At 39.6% G+C, this 20,555-nt stretch carries 22 protein-coding genes; 18 read left to right on the top strand and 4 right to left on the bottom strand.

Annotated features, from left to right (window positions below; all coding sequences use genetic code 11):
- Positions 1-129 precede the first annotated feature (129 nt).
- From J2S05_RS05020 to J2S05_RS04990, 7 genes are all read left to right on the top strand, one after another.
- On the top strand, positions 130-3,423 hold the full coding sequence (locus J2S05_RS05020) for an efflux RND transporter permease subunit (protein ID WP_306980458.1): 3,294 nt from the start codon (positions 130-132) through the stop codon (positions 3,421-3,423).
- A gap of 68 nt (positions 3,424-3,491) precedes the next feature.
- A complete protein-coding gene (locus J2S05_RS05015; RefSeq protein ID WP_306980457.1) occupies positions 3,492-3,632 on the top strand; it encodes an acid-soluble spore protein N in 141 nt (46 codons plus the stop codon).
- 141 nt (positions 3,633-3,773) lie between these two features.
- The gene (locus J2S05_RS05010) at positions 3,774-6,077 is read left to right on the top strand and encodes an AAA family ATPase (RefSeq protein ID WP_306980455.1); all 2,304 of its coding nucleotides are present in this window, start codon (positions 3,774-3,776) and stop codon (positions 6,075-6,077) included.
- A gap of 92 nt (positions 6,078-6,169) precedes the next feature.
- The gene (locus tag J2S05_RS05005; protein WP_306980453.1) at positions 6,170-6,604 is read left to right on the top strand and encodes an acyl-CoA thioesterase; all 435 of its coding nucleotides are present in this window, start codon (positions 6,170-6,172) and stop codon (positions 6,602-6,604) included.
- 3 nt (positions 6,605-6,607) lie between these two features.
- Entirely contained in the window at positions 6,608-6,946 is a 339-nt protein-coding gene (locus J2S05_RS05000; protein WP_306980451.1) for a hypothetical protein, read from the top strand.
- 24 nt (positions 6,947-6,970) lie between these two features.
- On the top strand, positions 6,971-7,801 hold the full coding sequence (gene nadE / locus J2S05_RS04995; RefSeq protein WP_306980449.1) for an ammonia-dependent NAD(+) synthetase: 831 nt from the start codon (positions 6,971-6,973) through the stop codon (positions 7,799-7,801).
- 45 nt (positions 7,802-7,846) lie between these two features.
- Positions 7,847-8,722: a PHP domain-containing protein gene (locus J2S05_RS04990; protein ID WP_306980447.1), complete on the top strand. Its 876-nt coding sequence runs from the start codon at positions 7,847-7,849 to the stop codon at positions 8,720-8,722.
- Between the two features lie 224 nt (positions 8,723-8,946).
- On the opposite strand, the gene J2S05_RS04985 is transcribed toward J2S05_RS04990, so the two are convergent.
- Entirely contained in the window at positions 8,947-9,633 is a 687-nt protein-coding gene (locus tag J2S05_RS04985) for a reverse transcriptase-like protein (RefSeq protein ID WP_306980445.1), read from the bottom strand.
- Between the two features lie 120 nt (positions 9,634-9,753).
- On the opposite strand from J2S05_RS04985, the gene metA reads away from it, so the two are divergent.
- From metA to J2S05_RS04965, 4 genes are all read left to right on the top strand, one after another.
- A complete protein-coding gene (gene metA, locus J2S05_RS04980; RefSeq protein ID WP_306980443.1) occupies positions 9,754-10,665 on the top strand; it encodes a homoserine O-acetyltransferase MetA in 912 nt (303 codons plus the stop codon).
- Positions 10,666-10,767: 102 nt separating this feature from the next.
- A complete protein-coding gene (locus J2S05_RS04975) occupies positions 10,768-11,598 on the top strand; it encodes an alpha/beta fold hydrolase (protein WP_306980440.1) in 831 nt (276 codons plus the stop codon).
- Positions 11,599-11,657: 59 nt separating this feature from the next.
- On the top strand, positions 11,658-12,878 hold the full coding sequence (locus J2S05_RS04970; RefSeq protein WP_306980438.1) for an EAL domain-containing protein: 1,221 nt from the start codon (positions 11,658-11,660) through the stop codon (positions 12,876-12,878).
- A gap of 36 nt (positions 12,879-12,914) precedes the next feature.
- Positions 12,915-13,220 carry an iron-sulfur cluster biosynthesis family protein gene (locus J2S05_RS04965; RefSeq protein WP_306980437.1) on the top strand — a complete coding sequence of 102 codons (306 nt, stop codon included), beginning with the start codon at positions 12,915-12,917 and terminating at the stop codon, positions 13,218-13,220.
- Between the two features lie 3 nt (positions 13,221-13,223).
- Here J2S05_RS04965 and J2S05_RS04960 read toward each other — a convergent pair whose 3' ends face one another.
- The gene (locus J2S05_RS04960; protein WP_306980434.1) at positions 13,224-13,514 is read right to left on the bottom strand and encodes a YppG family protein; all 291 of its coding nucleotides are present in this window, start codon (positions 13,512-13,514) and stop codon (positions 13,224-13,226) included.
- A gap of 13 nt (positions 13,515-13,527) precedes the next feature.
- Positions 13,528-13,920 (bottom strand): Hsp20/alpha crystallin family protein, encoded by a 393-nt coding sequence (locus J2S05_RS04955; protein ID WP_306980433.1) that lies wholly within the window; start codon positions 13,918-13,920, stop codon positions 13,528-13,530.
- Between the two features lie 74 nt (positions 13,921-13,994).
- On the opposite strand from J2S05_RS04955, the gene J2S05_RS04950 reads away from it, so the two are divergent.
- The 3 genes from J2S05_RS04950 to J2S05_RS04940 all read left to right on the top strand — a co-directional run bounded on the left by J2S05_RS04950 (position 13,995) and on the right by J2S05_RS04940 (position 16,944).
- A complete protein-coding gene (locus J2S05_RS04950) occupies positions 13,995-14,945 on the top strand; it encodes a dipeptidase (protein WP_306980432.1) in 951 nt (316 codons plus the stop codon).
- Positions 14,946-15,144: 199 nt separating this feature from the next.
- Positions 15,145-15,891, top strand: coding sequence for a SurA N-terminal domain-containing protein (locus J2S05_RS04945; protein ID WP_306980431.1), 747 nt, complete (start codon positions 15,145-15,147; stop codon positions 15,889-15,891).
- Positions 15,892-16,035: 144 nt separating this feature from the next.
- The gene (locus tag J2S05_RS04940) at positions 16,036-16,944 is read left to right on the top strand and encodes a chemotaxis protein CheV (protein ID WP_306980430.1); all 909 of its coding nucleotides are present in this window, start codon (positions 16,036-16,038) and stop codon (positions 16,942-16,944) included.
- Positions 16,945-16,969: 25 nt separating this feature from the next.
- On the opposite strand, the gene J2S05_RS04935 is transcribed toward J2S05_RS04940, so the two are convergent.
- Positions 16,970-17,116 carry a hypothetical protein gene (locus J2S05_RS04935; protein WP_306980429.1) on the bottom strand — a complete coding sequence of 49 codons (147 nt, stop codon included), beginning with the start codon at positions 17,114-17,116 and terminating at the stop codon, positions 16,970-16,972.
- Between the two features lie 150 nt (positions 17,117-17,266).
- On the opposite strand from J2S05_RS04935, the gene J2S05_RS04930 reads away from it, so the two are divergent.
- The 4 genes from J2S05_RS04930 (at position 17,267) to J2S05_RS04915 (ending at position 20,304) form a co-directional block, all read left to right on the top strand.
- Positions 17,267-17,566, top strand: coding sequence for a HesB/YadR/YfhF family protein (locus J2S05_RS04930; RefSeq protein WP_306980427.1), 300 nt, complete (start codon positions 17,267-17,269; stop codon positions 17,564-17,566).
- 26 nt (positions 17,567-17,592) lie between these two features.
- Positions 17,593-18,471 (top strand): UV DNA damage repair endonuclease UvsE, encoded by an 879-nt coding sequence (gene uvsE / locus J2S05_RS04925; protein ID WP_306980426.1) that lies wholly within the window; start codon positions 17,593-17,595, stop codon positions 18,469-18,471.
- Between the two features lie 15 nt (positions 18,472-18,486).
- Entirely contained in the window at positions 18,487-19,005 is a 519-nt protein-coding gene (gene msrA / locus J2S05_RS04920) for a peptide-methionine (S)-S-oxide reductase MsrA (protein ID WP_306980424.1), read from the top strand.
- Positions 19,006-19,131: 126 nt separating this feature from the next.
- Positions 19,132-20,304 (top strand): alpha/beta hydrolase, encoded by a 1,173-nt coding sequence (locus J2S05_RS04915; RefSeq protein WP_306980422.1) that lies wholly within the window; start codon positions 19,132-19,134, stop codon positions 20,302-20,304.
- Positions 20,305-20,555 lie beyond the last annotated feature (251 nt).

Below are 20,555 nucleotides of genomic sequence, written 5' to 3'. Positions count from 1 at the left end.
TTTGTTCATATAATTGACACGGTAGAAAAGGTTTCTTGTTTTAAAAAGAGGGAATATAATGACTGAATTAGTGTGTTCATTACTACATACATACAAAAATGACAATAGGAAGATGGAGGAGCAGCATACATGATCAATTTTTCAATTAAAAGGCCAGTTTTTACGATAGTGGGGATGATATTATTTATTATTATCGGTATTGTTTCCATATCACGGCTGCCTCTACAGCTTTTTCCGGAGATTAATCCTCCAGTTGCTGCTGTCATAACAAGTTATAGTGATGTGAATCCGAACGAAATAGAAGATACGGTTACCATCCCATTAGAACAGCAATTAGCTACAACTTCGGGATTAAAAAACATGACTTCAAATTCAACGGAAGGCACATCGATGATTATTCTTGAATTCGATTGGTCGACGAACATTAATGATGTGGAATTAGACATTATTAATACGATCAGAAGTGCTAACTTACCAAGTGATGCGAATGAACCGAGCTTTGTAAAGTTCGATCCATCCATGATGCCAATGATTCAAATGGCTGTAACGTCAAACGATGATTTAATTGATTTTCAAGATCAAGTAAAAGATCTTGAAGATGAATTATTGAAAGTTCCAGGAGTAGCCAGTGTTGGTGAAAGTGGGAGTTTGACAGAAGAGATTCAGGTAGAGCTAATCCAATCTGAACTAGAAGAGGCTGGATTAAGTCAAAGTGATATTGTTTCAACGATTCAGGCCAGTGACATCTCTTTGCCTGGGGGAACAGTTATCCGTGATGATTTGAGTTTAACGACTCGAGTCATTAGTGAATTAAATAATGTTGAAGACTTAGAGAATGTAGTGGTAGGCAGTTCAATTACTGATGCTGAAATCACGTTAAATGATGTGGCTAATGTAAGTGTTGAGCTCGAGGATCAGCAGGTGATCACTCGTTCGAATCAGCAAGAAGCGATTCAGCTTAGCATTATGCCCGAATCCGGTGCGAATACCGTTCAAATATCAAATGCGGTGAATGATCGCATAGATGAACTCTTACTTGAATCCACCTATGAAGATTTAGATACAGCGGTTCTATACGATGAAGGGGAATTTATTTCAGCTTCTATTGATAGTGTGACAAGTGCACTGATATTTGGTGGGCTACTCGCAATGGTTGTTTTACTTTTTTTCCTTAGAAATTTGAAAACACCATTCATAGTAGGAATAGCTATTCCATTTTCAGTGATAGTGACGTTTGGTTTTATGTTTTTTGCCGATATAGGGTTGAATATTATGAGTCTTGGTGGCTTAGCTTTAGGTATTGGAATGCTTGTCGATAATGCCATTGTTGTGATTGAGAATATATACAGGCATTTATCAATGAAAAAAGAACCTAAGCAAGCCGCATTTGATGGCACAAAAGAAGTAAGTGGAGCAATCATTGCATCAACATTAACAACAATCTCTGTTTTCTTACCAATTGTATTTATCAGTGGCATTGTAGGTGATTTATTTAAAGAGCTTGCTTACACTGTTTCATTTAGTTTATTAGCTTCTTTGCTAGTGGCGATGACGGTCGTACCTATGCTTGCAAGTCGATTACTTAAAATGCCAAATGAATCATCAGAAGAAAAGAGACGTAAGTCACCAATGATGAGCTGGCTTAGAGGGTCAACGATTTGGGTACTTAAGCACCGAATTGCTGTATTATTTATGACCTTTTTACTATTACTAGTTGGGATAGGTGGCTTAACAACAGTTGGTACTGAACTGATTCCAGACAGCGACCAAGGCAGCTTTACTATTGAAGTTGAAATGGAGCCGGGAACGAGTTTAGAGCGTACCCAAGAGGCGGTTGAATCGATTGAATCGGTGTTAGATGATTACCGTGAGATCGAGAATTATGTAAGTTCAGCGGGTTCAGGTGACAATCAAGCGATGGGTGGCAATCAATCAAGCTATACGGCTGATATTACAGTATCTCTGGTTGATCAGGATGATCGAACTCAAAGTTCGGCTGAATTTGTGGAATCGATTGAGCGTGAATTAGAGCGTGCAGATTCTGATGCAGAAATCCGTGCCTTTACTTCTTCAGCTGCTTTTGGTGGGGAAGCTAATACGCTACAGTTTACGATAACCGATAGCGATCAAACAAGGTTATATGAGCAGGCAGAAGAGTTACAAGACGAATTGGATTCAGAGCAAAATGTGAGAGATATCGCATTAAGTATTGAAGAACAAGTACCTGAAATTGTGATTGAGGTTGATGAGGAAGCAGCTAGAGAGAATCTACTGACTCCTGGTGAAATTGCCCAACAGGTCAATACATCTACTCGCGGTGAAACCGCAACGGTCATCGAAGAAAATAATCAGTTTCTGGATGTTATTGTTCAGCTTGAGTCGGAAGCGACTGAAACAATTTCTGAATTAGAGGATTTAACCATTCGGAATTCTGAGGGTGAATATATTGTATTAAGTGATGTGGCAGGTATCGAAGAAGGAGAAAGTCCTGCAGCAATCCAGAGAATGAATCAAGAGGGTGCTGTCGAATTTACGATAACGTACGCACAATCCTCAAATTTAAGTGATATTACAAACACGGTGAATACGATTGTTGATGATCTAGAACTGGAGGACACCACAACGTTTACATATGGTGGTGAACAGGAAATTCTAGATGATTCGATCAATAGTATGATTTTAGCGATTGTCTTAGCAGCTGTCTTCATTTATTTAATTATGGCTGCCCAATTCGAGTCGTTCAAACTACCATTTATTATCATGTTTACTGTTCCACTTGTTGTCATTGGATTGTCGATTGCATTAGTGGTTACACAAACAGCTATTGGGATCACCGCATTTATTGGACTCATTATCCTGCTGGGTATTGTTGTCAATAACGGAATCGTGATGCTTGATTTTGTTAATCAACTTAAAGCAAAAGGGATGTCCACACATGATGCACTGGTCGAATCTGTCCAACTGCGGACACGTCCAATTATCATGACATCAGCAACCACAATTTTAGGGATGGTTCCACTTGCTCTGGCATTTGGAGAAGGTGCTGAACTTCAGCAACCAATGGCCGTTGCAATTATTGGTGGCTTAATTAGTGGGACGTTCCTAACATTGGTTGTCATTCCGGTAATCTATAGTTTATTAGACGGAGAGACAAGAAGGAAGCGGAAGTATGTGACGGTTGAAGGTGACTTTTATGAAGTAAATGAACCAAGTAGTCTCGTCCAACATGAACAGGAGAAGAGAAAACCGGTTGAACTTCAAGAGCCTTCAGAACAGGAAACAACAACTGAAGATCAAATCATTGATCAACCAGATAAACCATCTAAAAAGGAATCTGACCATGATTCAAATTTATCTCAAGATGAGATTTTAGATGCGCTTGAAGATTTACTGAAGAATCGTCGCAAAGATAAAGACGAATAAGGTTGATTTAGCGGATAGGATTGTTCAGCACTGCTCATCCTAATGGTATATCTAGTAGGAGGTGTCATATGAGCAAACCTAATCAAAGAGGGCAGCAGTTTCGTCCGGATCATTTAGGAACTCAACCTAGGAAGTCTGATTCTAACAAGGGTAAAACCATGAACACAAAATCAAATCAACACCCCGATTATGTTCCACCAAAAGGGTAACAACAGAAATCATTCATCCTGACTTATTGGGGTGGATGATTTCTTTTTTGCCGAACAGGAAAAGGTATTGTTCTTTAGCAATAAAAAAATTTCTGCTATAGTGAAATAAATATGTACGTAGAGCGTTAAGGAGTGTTGCACATGCTACAGTCAATGGAATCAGTTCAAGAATTAAAGAACTGGATGGTCGAAATTAAAGAGGGTCGAACGGAATTAGATGAGACCAGATTGTGGCGAAGCCTTTCAAAGTGGGATGATCATCTGAAAAGTGAAGAGAGTCAGCTTTATGCAGATGCATTGTCTCATCTAGCACTTGTTCGATTTAATCGATTATCTAAAATGGACTCATTAATTACAGAGTGGATCAATGAAGCAAACCGATACGATCCAAAAAACAACATGACTCAGACCTTGCAGGTGGAAATCTTACTAGATGAGTTTGTACGTGTAGCTGTGCCTTCAGATTATCCTTCTATACGTGAGACGGATCATGGTTCAGCAAAGCGAAAAACAGCAGAAGCCTATTACCATCTAGCAGAACAATTTTTCCAGTCAGAGGAGAAGCTGAAGACTCAATATAGTCAAATACAAGAGAGTGCAAAAGATGTGGTTCCAGAACGAGTAGAGACGATCCAAGCATTATGGGATCTCTTTATCCAGTTTCGAGATCCTTTTCTGCGTATTGCTAAAACGACAGAGGCTTATGCGCATTCTCTAGATGGCGTTTATTACTCTGCTTCTCAGTTTAAAGAGCTCAAGCAGGCTGTAGAAGAGATAAAGGTCCTCCAGAAACAGTGGCAGGAGCAGTTAGAAAAAATCACAGGTAACACAGTTGATGAATCTGCACTGAATCAGTTATCTGAGATGATTGGCTTAACAGAGGTCAAAAAACGTGTTCAGAAGCTTTATCAATTTTTAACCTATCAAAAAAAGAGAGAACGTTCTGGATACAAGACCAAGGATGGAATCAATCTGAATATGATTTTAACGGGTAATCCAGGTACAGGAAAAACAACGATAGCTAGATTATTGGCTAAAACCTATTATGAGCTAGGTTTATTAAAACAAGAATCGGTATTAGAAGTAGATCGTTCACAGCTTGTGGCAGGATATGTAGGTCAAACAGAAGAGCAGACCCTTCAGGCGATAGAACGAGCGTCGGGTGGTGTGTTATTTATTGACGAAGCATATAGCTTGAAGCGAGCAGATGCATCAGGGAATGACTATGGGCAAACGGTTATTGATACTTTGGTGTCAGCTATGACTAGTGGTCAATATGCTGGAACATTTGCAGTGATCATGGCCGGATATCCTGAAGAAATGAGAACGTTCCTTCGTTCAAATCCAGGTCTGAGAAGTCGATTCCCTGAACAGAATCATCTCCATTTGCCTGATTACAGCATAGATGAACTCATTGAAATAAGTGAGCACATGGCAATTGAAAATGATTTTATCCTTACAGAAGAGGCATTGGTTTCATTGCGTGAAGAGATTGAACGCGCTCAAGTGGATCAAACATTTGGGAATGCTCGAACCGTTCAGAATCTAGTATTAGAAGCCATTTTTGAAAAAGGTGCATCAGAAGCTCTTCAAGAAGAAAAGGAAGATTTTGTCTTATTAGAAGCTAATCACTTTAAACAGGGTCATCAAAGCAATCGACAGCTAGCCTTTTCAAAATTACATGAACTCGTCGGCTTGCAACAGGTTAAGGATGAAGTGAGCAAGTTAACTGCGTATGCCGAGGTACAACGATTACGTAGAGAGCAAAACCTTCAAGCGATGCCAGTCCAGCTCCACTCGGTATTTAGTGGATCTCCTGGAACAGGAAAAACAACAGTGGCTTCTATCTATGCTCAGGCATTAAAGGAAATCGGACTTTTAAAACGTGGTCATCTCGTCCGTGTTGGCCGTGCTGATCTTGTTTCCGGATACAGTGGACAAACAGCGATCAAAACGAAGGAAGTCATCAAAGATGCATTGGGTGGGGTCCTGTTCATTGATGAGGCGTACTCATTAATACAGGGTGCAGGGTCCGATTATGGCCAAGAGGCAGTGGCTGCGCTGGTTGAAGCGATGACGATTCATGATGAAAACCTAGTGGTGGTTCTTGCGGGTTATGAGCAAGAAATAGAACAATTACTTGCAGTCAACCCAGGTTTGCGCTCGCGCTTTCGAAAGCATATTGTGTTTGATGACTATACTCATGACGAGCTTATCATCATGTTAAGTCATTTGGCTGAGAGGAATGGCTATCATTTCACAGAGGATGCCATGGTAGAAACGAAACAAATTGTTCCAGAAGAAGGTCATCTTTCAAACGGACGGTATATTGATTCACTATTTGAACGCATTGTACAACAGCAGGCAATCAGAGTATCACAGATAGAATCGCCTGATACAAAGGCGCTTCAAGAAATTACAAAGCTAGATGTAGAGAAGGCATAGCAAGGAGCTATCAATTGAGAACCACTGCTCTTATGTTATAATTACCCAGAGAGAACAGATTGAGAAGCAGTAGGTAAAGGAGAGTACATGTCGTGGAATTCCAAAGTAAACGAGACATACAATTGTTATACGCAGACACAGACGCAATGGGTGTCGTATATCACGCCAACTATCTGAAATACTTTGAACTAGGTCGGACAGGTCTCATTGAAGACATTGGTTACAATTATGTAGAGATGGAGAATCTAGGTTATTATGCACCCGTTTATGATGTGCAGGCCACGTATAAAAAACCAGTTCGTTATGGTGATACCGCAACCGTGGTGACGTGGATTGCTAAAAATGATGGGTTGAGGACCGTTTACGCCTATCAAATTATCAATCAGTTGGATGAGGTATGTGTTGAGGGGTCCACTACACACATTATTGTAAATAAAGAGACATTTAAGCCAGCAGCCTTTAAAAAAGTTTTTCCGGAATGGTTTGCGAAATATGAAGAGATTAAGGTTAATGTGAAAGAGGATTAAACGATGGCATTTGGAATTAACCGAAACATACTAAGCGAATGGAAAGAGCAAGTTACCGCAGGCGAGATTGCATTTTTGACGCACTTTTGGCTAGATGAGCGATTCCCACATTGTACAAGCGTTACAAAGGTTGCCTGCCGTGATTTAGATAGACTAGCAACCTGGGGAGAACAGTACGGGTTAAAAAAAGAATGGATCCACATTCGAGAAGGCTATCCACATTATGATTTATTTGGAGAATGGCAACGAGATATCCTTGCATCCGAAGGAAAAATGGATCAATTAGATCAATTGGGTAAAAAAAAGAGTAGTCCTCATCAATTAAGGGAAAAGAAAAAGTAAACTAATTATGTGGAGGGAAACACTATGAACGAAACACAGTTATCTATTATTGAGGATCTACATACTCAACCTGCAGTGGATTCGATTGAAGAAATCCAAACACGTAAGCAATTCCTTAAAGATTATTTACTTAAGAGTAAAGCAAAAGGATATATTCTCGGTATTTCAGGGGGACAAGATTCCACCCTTGCAGGAAAACTAGCTCAACTTGCCATTAACGAATTAAACATTGAGCATCCTGGGGCATCTTATGAATTTCATGCTGTGCGTCTTCCGCATGGAGAGCAAAAGGATGAAGCGGATGCGCGTGATGCAGTTCAATTTATCGAGCCAACTAGAACTCACACCGTTAATATCAAACCAGCAGTAGACGCTTCTGCCAAAACATTTGAAACAGTTGTTGGAGAGCCACTATCTGATTTCCTAAAGGGTAATACAAAAGCACGTGAGCGAATGAAGGCTCAATATGATCTTGGTGCCCACTTTGGTTGCCTTGTTATTGGTACAGACCATTCTGCAGAAGCAGTAACAGGATTCTATACAAAATTTGGAGATGGTGCATGTGATCTCACACCACTTTTCGGACTAAACAAACGACAAGGCAAACAGCTACTTAAAGAACTAGGGGCTCCAGAGCATTTATACAAAAAAGCTCCTACAGCTGATCTAGAAGATGATCAGCCAGGTATACCTGACGAGCAAGCGTTGGGAATGACTTATGATCAAATTGACGATTACTTGGAAGGTAAAAAGATTGATACTCAGATCGCAGCAAAACTTGAAGAGCGATATAAAATAACCGAGCATAAACGTCAGCTGCCAGCTAACATTTATGATACTTGGTGGAAGAACTAAGTATCTCATAGCTAGAGAATGGCAATAAACATTAGGAGAGAGTAGATGAAACTTCCTGGGGGAACGGATAGTGATTTTCATATGCACTCAACAGCTTCAGATGGTGGATACTCTCCATCTGTGCTTGTTGAGAAGTGCCATGCTGTTGGTTTAAAACAAATTGCCTTAACAGACCATGATACGGTTGATGGCACATTTGAAGCCATGAAGGTAGGCGAACGCCTTGGAGTAAGAGTGTTACCAGGCATTGAATTTTCTTGTGTGTTTGAGAAAAAGAGTGTGCATATGCTTGGTTTAGGTGTCGATGTTCATCATGAAGCATTTCAACAGATGTTATCTAAGCAACGGGACATGAGACAAAGGCGTATGAACATTATGCTTCAGAAGCTTTCAGATGTTGGAGTTCATGTGACGGCCGACGAAGTTTTGGCTGAGGCAGACGGTGGAAGTATCGGCCGACCTCATGTAGCAAAGGTCCTGATTAAACATGATGTGGTGAAGACAGTAGCCGAAGCTTTTGACCGGTACCTAGCAGAAGGTAAGCCCTGTTATGTAGAAAAAGAGCGTGAGATGACGGTCAAAGAAGCCATTGATTGGACTCATGAAGTCGGTGGTCTTTCAATCGTTGCTCATCCAGGATATTATGGGTTGGATCATGAGCTTATTCATTGGATTACTAAGTGGGGAATGGATGGAATTGAAGTATACCATCGAGACCATGAAAAGCAGGATCAAGAAAGATATGAACAGATTTGTGAAGAAGCCGAACAAGTAACCGGCAGCGCAATATTCCGCTCTGGCGGTTCTGACTTTCATCACGAAACATATGGACGAAAGCAGGAACCACTCGGTGTAACAAGACTTCAAGATTACTATGCTGATCAAATCATAACAGAGCTCAGTATACGGCAAAGGGACTAGCTATAATATTTGCGGATAAAAAAATGGGTCGATTTGTAATTAGGAGATCCCTTATAAAGATATAACAGCCTTACATTTCTTTTAGTTAAGAAATGGAAGGCTGTTTTTATATGGAAGAGTCCAGAGTAATGGATATAGTACGACCGCCGTTAGGCTGATCAAAAACAGTAGCGTAGGTTTCTCCTGGAGCGATGAGCGTGGTGATTGTTCTACCCTTTATGTGTTTAAAAGACTTTTTTCCCAGGCAAGTTTTTTGTTTGTTCTTTTTTACCTTGAATGAAAATGGATTGTAACGCTTGCGAGGCTAATTGATCAGCCTCTTTATTATCTTGTCTGCCGATTAGTTCATATTGCGGTCGTAGACCCAGTTTTACACTATTCTTTTCAACTCGATCTAACCATTGAACCATTTCTTTCTCATAGCAAGGCCAATCACCATTTGCCTGGTGGTAGAGTGTTTTGGAATCGGTTCGAATCGTGATCGACTGATGGTGTATGCCAACGTCTTCACAGATCGTAAACAAATACGCTAGAGCTGCGAATTCAGCTTCGTTATTATTATCAATGCCCTCAATTCGTTCATTGACACGATAACGCCATCGTTGTTGGTTCTGTGTATAATAAATAGATAGCCCTAATCCGGCAGTGCCACTTTCTCGATGATACCCTCCATCAATAAAAGCAACGATATCCTGAGGTTCTGTCTCCATCTTTTTGAAGAAAGTCAGGACTTCTTTTTTGGTCCACTTATCGTCAAGCTCATCATAGAAATCTACAGAGATCATTCGGCCTGTTCGAGTCAGATCCTCTTCTAAAAGTAAGGCCTCTTTTGCTGGCATAGACTCTGATTTCATCCAGTACGATTTTTTGGATTTGGGGGGTTTGTATTGCCATTCTAGCCGAAGCTGCATAACGTGCTCCTCCTTCTGCATGATTGCAGATTGATGGTATTCATGATACGTTATTTTAATAATGAGGTTATTTTAAATATAATAAAAGCTTTTCGGTAATGGTTAGGGAGGAATAGAGAGATGCCAATTAAAATACCAGATCACCTTCCAGCGAGAGAGATACTAAACGCTGAGAATATTTTTATTATGGATGAAAGTAGGGCGTATAGCCAGGATATTCGACCTCTATCCATTGTGATTTTGAACTTAATGCCTATTAAAGAAACAACAGAGACCCAAATATTAAGGCTATTAAGTAACTCACCATTACAGTTAGATGTGTCTTTTTTATACCCATCAACGCATGTTTCTAAAAACACGACTCATGAGCATTTACGAACCTTTTACAAAACGATTGATGACATTAAAAAACGGAAATTTGATGGGATGATCATTACAGGTGCACCGGTTGAACAATTAGATTTTGAAGAAGTTGACTACTGGGAAGAGCTACAATGGATAATGGATTGGAGCAAAGAAAACGTCACATCTACCTTACATATTTGTTGGGGTGCACAAGCAGGTTTGTATCATCATTATGGGGTCCCAAAACACAAGATTGACCAAAAGCTTTTTGGAGTGTTTGAGCATGCTGTAAATCCAGCCCCGATTAAGCTACTTAGAGGGTTTGATGACGTATTTTTTGCTCCGCATTCTAGACATACAGAAACACGTATTGAGGATGTACAGGCTGTAGACGAATTGGACATTTTAAGTACGTCAAAAGACGCAGGACTTTATCTCGTCTCTTCAAAAGATGGAAAGCATATTTTTGTAACAGGGCATTCTGAATACGATGTAACCACTCTTGATGAAGAGTACAAACGAGATATAAGTAGAGGAGAAGATATTCAACCGCCGATTAATTATTTTCCAGATAATGATCAAACGGTTCCACCAACCCTTCGTTGGCGGGCGCATTCGAACTTATTATTCACGAATTGGTTGAACTATTATGTATACCAAGAAACGCCGTATGATTTATCCAAATAGAGTTGCAAGGCATATAGCTAAAAGCTATATGCCCTTTTTATTATGCACTGAGTAAGGTCGACAGTATACGGATATCCTACAAGTGTGAAGGAGGAGAAATGTATGCAGCGAACCCATCTTAAAACCACCTTATATATGCAAGGGACTCATGTATATGTTGAGAGGTGGCCATGTGAAGGAAAAGAGTGCAAGGGTACACTACTTTTTATCCATGGATTTTTATCCTCAAGCTTTAGCTTTAGAAAGTTGATCGCTTCTCTCCCCTCCAATTATGAGTTCGTCTGTTTAGATTTGCCTGGGTTTGGCCTGAGTGGAAAACAAAAAACATTTTGCTACGAATTCAAAAGCTACGCTCAGTTAGTTTCAGAGCTCATAACACTCTATCATTTGAAAAATGTAACAATCGTTGGCCATTCAATGGGTGCGCAGGTTGCTCTTTATACAGCGAAACAATCACCTGAGCTTGTCGATTCGCTGGTCCTCTTATCTGCATCCGCTTATTTACATCAAGTGAAAAAAATTTATTTTTATGCATCTTATCTTCCTTTCGTTGCACCAATCCTCCATAAATGGGGAAGTTCGACGGATTGTCGCTCATATATTGAACAGATCATGTATAAAAAAGAGCAAGTCACAGACGAAATGGTCAGCCAGTATGGTAGACCATTAAAAGATAAAGCGTTTTATGAGTCGATCATTTGTTTGATTAGACAAAGAGAAGGTGATATGAGCTCAACTGATATTCATCAAATTCAACATAGATGCTTAATTATTTGGGGAGAACAGGATTCCCTTATTCCCGTCTCTTCTGCTTATAAGCTTCAACAGGATTTACCGAACGCATCGTTAATTGTTCTTCCGCACACCGGTCACCTTGTTCCGGAAGAGCAGCCTAAAAAAACAGCCCGTTTGATCAGGCGTTTCCTTAGCTGAATGAGTCCCCACATATGCTATAATTAAATGGCTACGTTTGCTAGGGAGGTGGTCTTAAGGTGGACCCGTTAGATATTATGATGGATAAAGAACATGTCATTCCTTATTTCTTGCCGATTTTTAGCGCAGAAAAACAGGTTGTTGTCGGGTATGAAGTTGTGGCTAGATTAGTCACTCCAGAAGGTGTTAAAAGACTTGGTTGGTTTTTCTCTGACAAAAGTATTCCCTCTGAATACCGAAATGAATTAGATGATCATTTGCAAAAGCTTGCATTGGACCAATATTCTGCAACCGGATTTAAAGGGGCCATATACTTTAACTATGATGCGAGACAGCTAGTAAAAGATGCAGGAGAAAGTTTATTAAACCGAATTGAACCATATATACTTGAACAGTCTATTACGTATAATCAAATAATTATTGGACTTAATGAAAAAGATGTTCATTCATATTATAAAGAAATTAAACATGTACTCACATATTTTCAGAGCCTTGGGATTAGAATCGGGATTGATAATTTTGGTCAAAGTAGCAGTCAGCTTGATCAAATTGCTTTGACTAATCCAAATGTTATCCGGGTGAATGTCTCATTTTTGGATCAAGATTCTCTCCCTCATCTTTACGGGGATGTCCATCAATCGCTCACTATGCTATCTAGAAAAATTGGCGCGACGTTGCTCTTTGACGGAATTACAACGTTTAACCAGCTTAATTATGCATGGAGAAATGGAGCACGTTATTATCAAGGTCCCTATCTAAAGACGTCAGCAAAAGAGATGATCTCTGAAGATGCATGTAAGGACAGAATGCAAAAGGACTTTCACCATTTTATTACGTATGAACGAAGAAAGGTGCAGGCTCAGCTCGATCTCTCTAACGAATTAAGTCTTGCCCTTCGTGCAACAATGAAACAAATAAAACCTCATACACCTTTAGACAATATGATTATTGATATTGCAAAAAATCTTAATCAGTATGTTTTTCGAATCTATGTATGTAATGAAGAAGGCTTCCAACAAACAGCCAATGCTGAAAAAGATGACAGTGGCAACTGGCTTTTGAAAATGGAGGGACTCCACAAAAACTGGAGTTGGCGACCTTACTTTCTGGAGAATATTGTTCGTATGGATGTCGAGAAAAAAGGAATTCTCTCCGATTTATATACAGATATTGAACGGGATGAACAGATCCGAACATTTGCATATCCGATTTCGGACTCATTGTACATGTTCATGGATATTCCATATGAATACTTATTTGACCAAGATGATTTACTATAGTGGAACACAAGAACAAATGAAAAGGGAGAGAGTAAAATGAACATCATAGTTACAGAAGAAGCAAAAAAGTTTTTCAACGAGAATCATAAGCCAGACCAGGCGATTCGTATTGTGGCAAGAGATACGTATGAATGTAGTACGATGATTGAATTTTATTTAGAACGGTCCAAGTTCATTCCAGGCGAAGATCAACAAGAAGAAATTGCGGGTCAACCGTTTGTTTATAACAAAAAAGCGAGCGATGAAATCGGCTCGCAAGTCACAATTGATTATAAATCAAGTCAAGGCTTAAAGCTGATAAATAAGAATCAAACCCTTGCCTATGGACTGTTGTTGAAATAAGCATTACTTTATAAAAAATGCGCCTACCTTTCTGACATAAGGGGACACCTGTTGAACGGTTTTAATGACTTGATCAACCGTTTGAGCTGTGCGAGAAACATCAAATTTTCCATCGTCTGAAGTAAAGGCTTTTTTTATAAATCCTGTTTTTGAAACGGGCTGTGCATGTGGATGAGGCCGTACACCTGCTCCGCGCATTCTTCTTGGATTCATTGGTCCCTGATAGTAGGGTGGTCTTCCTTGATAAGAATGATGATAGTGCGGGTGGCGGCGATCCTGATAAGGCTTTAACATAATGGATCCCTCCTTAATCGATGGTAATATTTTGTCGATGTCTGTTGATAGTAATACGCAATAAGCCATTTTCATAGTTTGCTTTTATATCACTGTCGTTATAAACAAATGGAACTGAGACCAACCGTTCTCTTTCGACAGATTGTTCGGAAGATTCGGCCGATAGGGTACGGATAGCGAGCACATGTGGTAAGGCTTCAATACGAATAAGCTGCTTATCTACACCTGGAAGCTCAGCGTGAATGATAAAGGCATCCTCAGAATCAGTTGTCCGAATCGCTATAGATTGAGAGAAAAATGGAGGCGGTTGAAACCGTCGATAAGTCTGATGAAAAAAATCATCAATGGAGCGCATCACATCCTGATAACCTGAACTTTTTGATTCATTTGATTTTTGGTCACTCATAAAAAAACTCCTCCAAACGATTTCGCTATTCTTCTATATAACTATGATGAATCATTCTGAAAGGTGCTGATGGTATGGTACAAAAAAGCACGCAAATACAAGTGATCGATACACATTGTGATGTCTTATTAAAACTATGGATGAATCCTCAGCAATCGTTTCTAGATAGTCAGGCGTTGGACGTGAATCTACAACGTCTTCAATCCGGTGGGGTGAAAGTCCAATGTTTTGCGCTATTTGTTGAACCGTTTATCAAACAAGAACTTAAATTTCAGGCGGTGCTTGAGCAAATTCGTTTGTTCCATCAAAAGATCATTCGTCCTTTTCCTCAAGTTAAACACATCAAGAAATGGGAAGAGCTTGCGTCACTTAAAGAAGGAGAAATTGGAGCCATCTTAACGTTAGAAGGCATGGATGCAGTTGGAGCGGATGAAGAAAAACATTTGATCCTCATTGAGCAGGGTGTACTTTCTGTTGGGTTAACGTGGAATGAAGCAAATCATTGTGCGGATGGGGTTCTAGAATCAAGAGGAGCAGGCATTACCGATTTTGGTCGACAAACCATTCGTCGACATAATGAACATAAACTTCTAACCGATGTTTCTCATCTTAGTGAAACAAGTTTTTGGGATACGATAGAGGTTGCCGATTATGCCATAGCTAGTCATTCCAATTCTACCTCTATTTGCCCACACCCGAGAAATTTAAATGATGCACAAGCTCAAGCATTATTTAAGCAGAATCGATATATGGGTATGGTCTTTTTCCCGAAGTTTTTGACAGAAACAGAGCAACAAGAAGCGACAATAACAGATGTGCTGCGTCACATGGAGTATTTATGCTCAATTGGAGGAGAGAAGTCTATTGGATTTGGCTCAGACTTTGATGGGATCTCTGATCATGTGGTCGGGCTAGAACACGCCGGGTGTTACTCAAACTTCATTGATGAGTTAGCAAAACACTATTCAGATGAACAAATTAGAGATTTTTGTTCTGGTAATTTCCTTCGTTCGATCCCTCAATAAGGCTGTTCTGTGATTTCACAAAGTTTTTGTTAATTTAGGAAGGAAGCCAGTAGTAGCGGTATTTCCCGCGTGTTTTAGCGTGTTTTTTTTTGAGATCATTACACAATTATCTTATCTGGTGCGCACGATGATTTCTTCCATTGGTCAACCTATGGTACACTGCCCCTAGACTTGAGATATAGAAAGGGGTCAAAAATAAATGTATAGTAAATTCACTTTAGGTTTATCTGCTTTTGCTCTTGCTGTTGGGCTTGCAGCCTGCTCAGGAGATGCAGAAGAAAATGCTGACTCCAATGAACAGCCAGACCAGGCTGATGAGCAAGCAGCGGAAGTTCCAGCCGTACAAACAAATTATGATGAGATTCCAGATGTTGTAGCAACTATAAATGGAATTGATGTGTCAAAAGATGCTTTTATTGAGCAATATGAACAAACGAAACAACAATCTCAGATGATGATGGGTGGAGAAGTTGATTCTGAGTCAACGGAAGTGGACGATGCGTTGAAGGATCAGTCGGTAGACATGTTAGTGAATACCGAACTACTGAATCAGGCTTCCAATGAAGAAGGAATTGAAGTGTCTGAAGAAGATGCCAACCAACAACTTGATCAGATTAAAGCGATGTACCAGATTCAATCTGATGAAGATTTAGAGGAAATCTTAGGTCAACAAGATATGACCATTGATGAATTTAAAGAAGAGATCAGAGAAAGTATGAAACCTCAAAAATACATTGAAGAAAAAGCTAATATTGAAGAACCGACAGATGAGGAAATTGAAGCAAAGTACGAAGAGTTAACAGAGGCGATGGGTGATGAAGCTCCACCTCTTGATGATACAAGAGAAGAAATTATTGAGCAAATCAAAATCGATCAAGCAAACGAAGCTGCACCTGGGATTATTGATGAATTAGAAGAACAAGGCGACATCGAAATTTTTGTGTAAGAGAATGAAGCATTCATTGGAGCGAATCCAATGAATGCTTTTTTGTTGAATAGACTTAAGTTTTTGCCCATTTATGCCGAAACAACTAAAGAGGATAGTCTTGATAATTGACTATGCAACATCCTGAATAATGGGGGAAACGAAATGACCCAGGAATCACAATCAGCTATATTATTAGAAAGCGGCACAAATGAACTAGAACTTGTTATGTTTAAGGTTGGACAGGAATCGTACGGAATTAATGTATTGAAAGTCCGTGAAATCGTTCAACCAGTCGACGTGACGTCTACACCCAATCGCCACCCATATGTAGAAGGGGTTATACGAATTCGTGAGGAAATCATCCCACTTATTGACCTATCCGTTGTTCTTCAAGTACAGGAAGAGACTGATCAAACGAATCATAAGTTTGTCGTTGCTGAATTAAATAAACTTAAAGTGGCTTTCCGCGTTCATAATGTCTCTAGAATCCATCGGGTGTCTTGGAGTCAAGTTGAGAAACCAAATGAGTTATCGCAAGGTGAGTTCAGTCATGTAACAGGTATCGTGAAAATGGAAGAGTATGTAGCCTTTATGTTAGATTACGAGAAAATCGTCGTGGAGATACATCCTGATGCTGGAATCAAACGTTCAAGTATTCATTCGCTTGAAGCACGTAACCGCACAGGGAAACGTATTGTGGTGGCCGAGGATTCAGGTATCCTTCGTCAATTGTTAAAAGACACGTTATCAGAAGCAGGCTATTCTCAATTAGTTCTGTATGAAAATGGTCAAGAGGCATGGGATGCGTTAAATAAACCGGATGCCAATGCTCATACTGATCTCATTATTACCGATATTGAAATGCCGCTAATGGATGGACATCGTTTAACCAAGTTGGTTAAAGAACATGATTTGTACAAGGATACACCGGTTATTATCTTCTCATCTATCATTTCGGATGATTTGTTTCATAAAGGACAAGCGGTTGGAGCGAACGGTCAAGTTAGCAAGCCTGAAATCTTGTCTTTAATTCAACTGATTGACTCTTTGCTTTTAAACGAATCATCTTAAGGACGTTCAAACACCTCACACCTATTTATGATAGGTTGTGAGGTGTTTTAGGTTTCACATGAGGATTTGTCTGCTTATGATCATTTGAGATCATGGCTTGTTTCTCGGCTTTTGTAATGACACCTAATGACTGAAGAATCACAGCATACCCAACCGTCTTATGATAATTCACTGGATCTCACTCCTTCGTTTCATTTTATTTATATAGAGTATGCAGTCACGACAAAAAGTTTCCTTAGGTAAACTTATCTCGGTTTGATTCATGGTTTTTTGATTCATAACTTGTTATGATAGAAAGATGAATGATTAGAGGAGTGTTAGGATGAATATTGAAGTGACCAAACCAGCGGTACGGTGGTTCAAAGAACAATTTGAAGAAAATGAGCATAAATCGATTCGCTTTTTTGCAAGATATGGAGGGTGCGGTTCATTTCAGAGTGGTTTTTCACTTGGAATAAGTCAAGAGGAACCGGAACATCCATTAGCTGAAGTACAAGTAGACGATTTTCTTTTCTTTGTAGAAGAGAAGGACGCTTGGTACTTTAATCAGCATGACCTAAAAGTAAAATATAGCCGAACACATGATGAAATTGAATTTGAGTCACAAGAGGTTACCCGTTAAAAAGGTCAAGAAAGAAGGATGACAAGATGCGTCTAGGCTATCCATGTCAGAATCTCACCATACCAACGGTTTTTAAAACGTGTCGTTTAAAAACGGTTCAACAAAAAGGGAACGAGGTCGTAAAAGACCTCACCTTACATAACATTCGTGAATTAAAAAACGTTCTAGAATGGAATGTCTCACATGAAATCTTCTTCTTTCGTATATCTAGTGACATGATCCCGTTTGCAACTCATGAGGTGATGGACTGGAAGTGGCAGGAGGATGAGGATGTACAAAAAGAACTTAAAGACATCCAAGCGTTCCAAAAAAAATGGAACTTGCGACTTTCCATGCACCCTGGTCAGTATTTAGTGTTGAATTCACCTAGAGAACACGTGGTACAAAATGCGATCAAGGATCTTCATTATCACTATGATTTTTTAAAAGCAGTGGGGGGAAATGACATCATTTTGCATACAGGTGGTGCCTATGGCGATAAGGGAACAGCGAAAGAGACATTTATAAACACCTTCCAAACATTACCTCTTGCTATTCAGAACATGATTCGTTTAGAGAACGATGATAAGGTGTTTCATACACGCGATGTACTTGATGTTTCTGATCAATGTGGGGTTACTGTATGTTTTGATATCCACCATGAAATGTGTTTTGGTCGAACAGATGATGAATTGACTGAGTTATTCTCACAAGTTAAAGAGACATGGAAAGACAGCGAGCTCATACCGAAAGTACATATTAGTTCAGGCAAACGATCTGAAAGAGATCCAGCCCATGCAGATGAAATTAGATTAGAGGATTTCGAGCGTTTGCAACAAGTTACAAAGGGCACGGATATTGATTGTATGCTAGAAGCCAAATCAAAAGAGCTTGCGCTTATTTCATTAAGAAAGCAACTTGAATAAGAAGGGGAATGTAAAATGGAGAAAGCTACATTTGCGGGAGGATGCTTTTGGTGTATGGTCCAACCGTTTGATGAGTTACCAGGTATTCTTTCTATTACATCGGGATACACGGGCGGTCATGTTGAAGACCCCGTATATGAACAAGTTAAAACAGGAGAAACAGGCCATTATGAGGCGGTACAAATAGAGTTTGATCCGGAATTATTCCCATACGAACGATTGTTATCTTTGTTCTGGGTGCAAATAGATCCAACGGATGCGGGTGGGCAATTCCAAGACCGTGGGGATCAATACCGTACAGCAATTTTTTATCACACACATCGGCAAAAACAACTTGCTGAGCAGTCTCTAGAAGAACTAGCAAGTAGTGGACGGTTTCAAAAACCTATAGTAACAAGCGTATTACCAGCCGTTGTGTTTTATCCAGCGGAGGAAGAACATCAAGACTTTTATAAAAAAGAGAAAAAAGCATATAAGGAAGATCGTAAACAGTCAGGTCGAGACGAATTTATCGAAGAAAATTGGAACGCCTAATTGTTTACTGAAGTGTCATCGATAAATATGTGACAATCTATGAAAATGTCGCGAAATATTCTATCATTTCTAGGGTATTCTGATATACTAATAAAAATGAAATCGATGATATAGAGGAGGAAGTCTGTGAAGGCTTTTTTTCGTAAAGGATTAGTTGCTGTTTCAATTTTTCTTTTGGGTGTCGTAATGATTATGTTAACGATGACGATTACTGTTCAGGCTTGGACTCATACAGAAGCTGGCAAGGTGCCAGTGAAAACAGCTGTTATTTTACATGCTGTATCAAATAATTTGCTTCCCTCAGATCTTAAAGCACCAAAATTTTTAGCTGCAAAAGGATCTTCACGATTTGATCGTTCATTAATAGATATACCGACTGCTGATGGCCAAACGGTAAAGGCGCGAGTCTATCAGCCAAAAGAGTCGGGTCCACACCCCGTCATCCTTTACTTTCATGGGGGCGCCTTTATGAAAGGCTATGGAAATATTGATACACATGACAATATCGTTCGTTCTCTTGCTGCAAAAACAAATAGCGTTGTTATTTCAGTAGAATACCGCCTTGCACCAGATTATCCATTCCCTACAGCGATCTTGGATGGCTATGATGCGTTAAACTGGGCCCATGATCATATAGATGAACTGGAAGGGGATATCAATAATATTGCAGTAGTGGGAGATAGCTCTGGCGGTAATGTTGCTACTGCTGTTGCCTTGATGGCTCGTGACAACGAAGGACCTGCCATTAAAGCAGAGGCTTTGCTTTATCCGCTCACGACTTTTTTGGATGACGACTTTGTATCAAGAGACTTGTATTCAAGTGGATACTACCTTTTGTCTCGTGATGTCATGGAGTTAGCGAGGAAGTCTTACACTCCTGAGGAAGAGATGTGGGTATCACCATATAGTTCACCTCTTGAAGCTGATCTTGTTGACATGCCACAGACCTTAGTCATTACGGCAGAATTTGATCCTTTAAGAGATGAAGGAGAAGCATACGCACAGAGGCTATCAGATGCCGGGGTGCCGGTTCAGGCTACTCGTTATAACGGAGTCATGCATGGCTTTGCCTCATTTTTTGAAGTGATGCAGAGTGGTAAGCAAAGTCTAAATGAAACGGCTTCTTTTTTAAATGCTGCATTTGAAGATCAATTAATAAATGAACCGTATGAACTTGCCTATTATGACCATGGAGATCTAAAATCCTCACTTCGAGATGAAATTGAAGCTTACACAATTGGTACCTTTTTGGTTAGTAAACAAGCTCTGTCTATGTTTCCATTCACATTTGGAGACTAAGACAGGGTTTTTTCTTAGTTTAAATAAGCAAAAAAATGTACATTCAAATTAAAATATGGCACAATCAATAAGTCTTTTGTACATAAAACGGATCAAATTTTTCTGCAAAAATATGGCTTATTGAGGTACGTGTTTCGAATGATGGGATCTATTCCCAATTATGTGGCAGACTAATTAAAAACCGTCCTTTATTTTGTGATATTTTTGTGAGAGTTTGTGTGATTCCTACCCTTTCATATCCTCATCTATGG

Origin of the sequence: Alkalicoccobacillus murimartini (assembly GCF_030813245.1) — a bacterium.
Classification (GTDB): domain Bacteria; phylum Bacillota; class Bacilli; order Bacillales; family Bacillaceae_D; genus Alkalicoccobacillus; species Alkalicoccobacillus murimartini.
Note: the sequence above shows the minus strand (reverse complement) of the source record. Positions and strands in the feature narration are given on the sequence as shown.

Excerpts from the sequence above, each read along its gene's own strand:
- J2S05_RS05020 (WP_306980458.1), top strand. The coding sequence starts at position 130 with ATGATCAATTTTTCAATTAAAAGGCCAGTTTTTACGATAGTGGGGATG.
- J2S05_RS05015 (WP_306980457.1), top strand. The coding sequence starts at position 3,492 with ATGAGCAAACCTAATCAAAGAGGGCAGCAGTTTCGTCCGGATCATTTA.
- J2S05_RS05010 (WP_306980455.1), top strand. The coding sequence starts at position 3,774 with ATGCTACAGTCAATGGAATCAGTTCAAGAATTAAAGAACTGGATGGTC.
- J2S05_RS05000 (WP_306980451.1), top strand. The coding sequence starts at position 6,608 with ATGGCATTTGGAATTAACCGAAACATACTAAGCGAATGGAAAGAGCAA.
- nadE (WP_306980449.1), top strand. The coding sequence starts at position 6,971 with ATGAACGAAACACAGTTATCTATTATTGAGGATCTACATACTCAACCT.
- J2S05_RS04990 (WP_306980447.1), top strand. The coding sequence starts at position 7,847 with ATGAAACTTCCTGGGGGAACGGATAGTGATTTTCATATGCACTCAACA.
- J2S05_RS04985 (WP_306980445.1), bottom strand. The coding sequence starts at position 9,633 with ATGCAGCTTCGGCTAGAATGGCAATACAAACCCCCCAAATCCAAAAAA.
- metA (WP_306980443.1), top strand. The coding sequence starts at position 9,754 with ATGCCAATTAAAATACCAGATCACCTTCCAGCGAGAGAGATACTAAAC.
- J2S05_RS04975 (WP_306980440.1), top strand. The coding sequence starts at position 10,768 with ATGCAGCGAACCCATCTTAAAACCACCTTATATATGCAAGGGACTCAT.
- J2S05_RS04965 (WP_306980437.1), top strand. The coding sequence starts at position 12,915 with ATGAACATCATAGTTACAGAAGAAGCAAAAAAGTTTTTCAACGAGAAT.
- J2S05_RS04960 (WP_306980434.1), bottom strand. The coding sequence starts at position 13,514 with ATGTTAAAGCCTTATCAGGATCGCCGCCACCCGCACTATCATCATTCT.
- J2S05_RS04955 (WP_306980433.1), bottom strand. The coding sequence starts at position 13,920 with ATGAGTGACCAAAAATCAAATGAATCAAAAAGTTCAGGTTATCAGGAT.
- J2S05_RS04950 (WP_306980432.1), top strand. The coding sequence starts at position 13,995 with ATGGTACAAAAAAGCACGCAAATACAAGTGATCGATACACATTGTGAT.
- J2S05_RS04945 (WP_306980431.1), top strand. The coding sequence starts at position 15,145 with ATGTATAGTAAATTCACTTTAGGTTTATCTGCTTTTGCTCTTGCTGTT.
- J2S05_RS04940 (WP_306980430.1), top strand. The coding sequence starts at position 16,036 with ATGACCCAGGAATCACAATCAGCTATATTATTAGAAAGCGGCACAAAT.
- J2S05_RS04930 (WP_306980427.1), top strand. The coding sequence starts at position 17,267 with ATGAATATTGAAGTGACCAAACCAGCGGTACGGTGGTTCAAAGAACAA.
- uvsE (WP_306980426.1), top strand. The coding sequence starts at position 17,593 with ATGCGTCTAGGCTATCCATGTCAGAATCTCACCATACCAACGGTTTTT.
- msrA (WP_306980424.1), top strand. The coding sequence starts at position 18,487 with ATGGAGAAAGCTACATTTGCGGGAGGATGCTTTTGGTGTATGGTCCAA.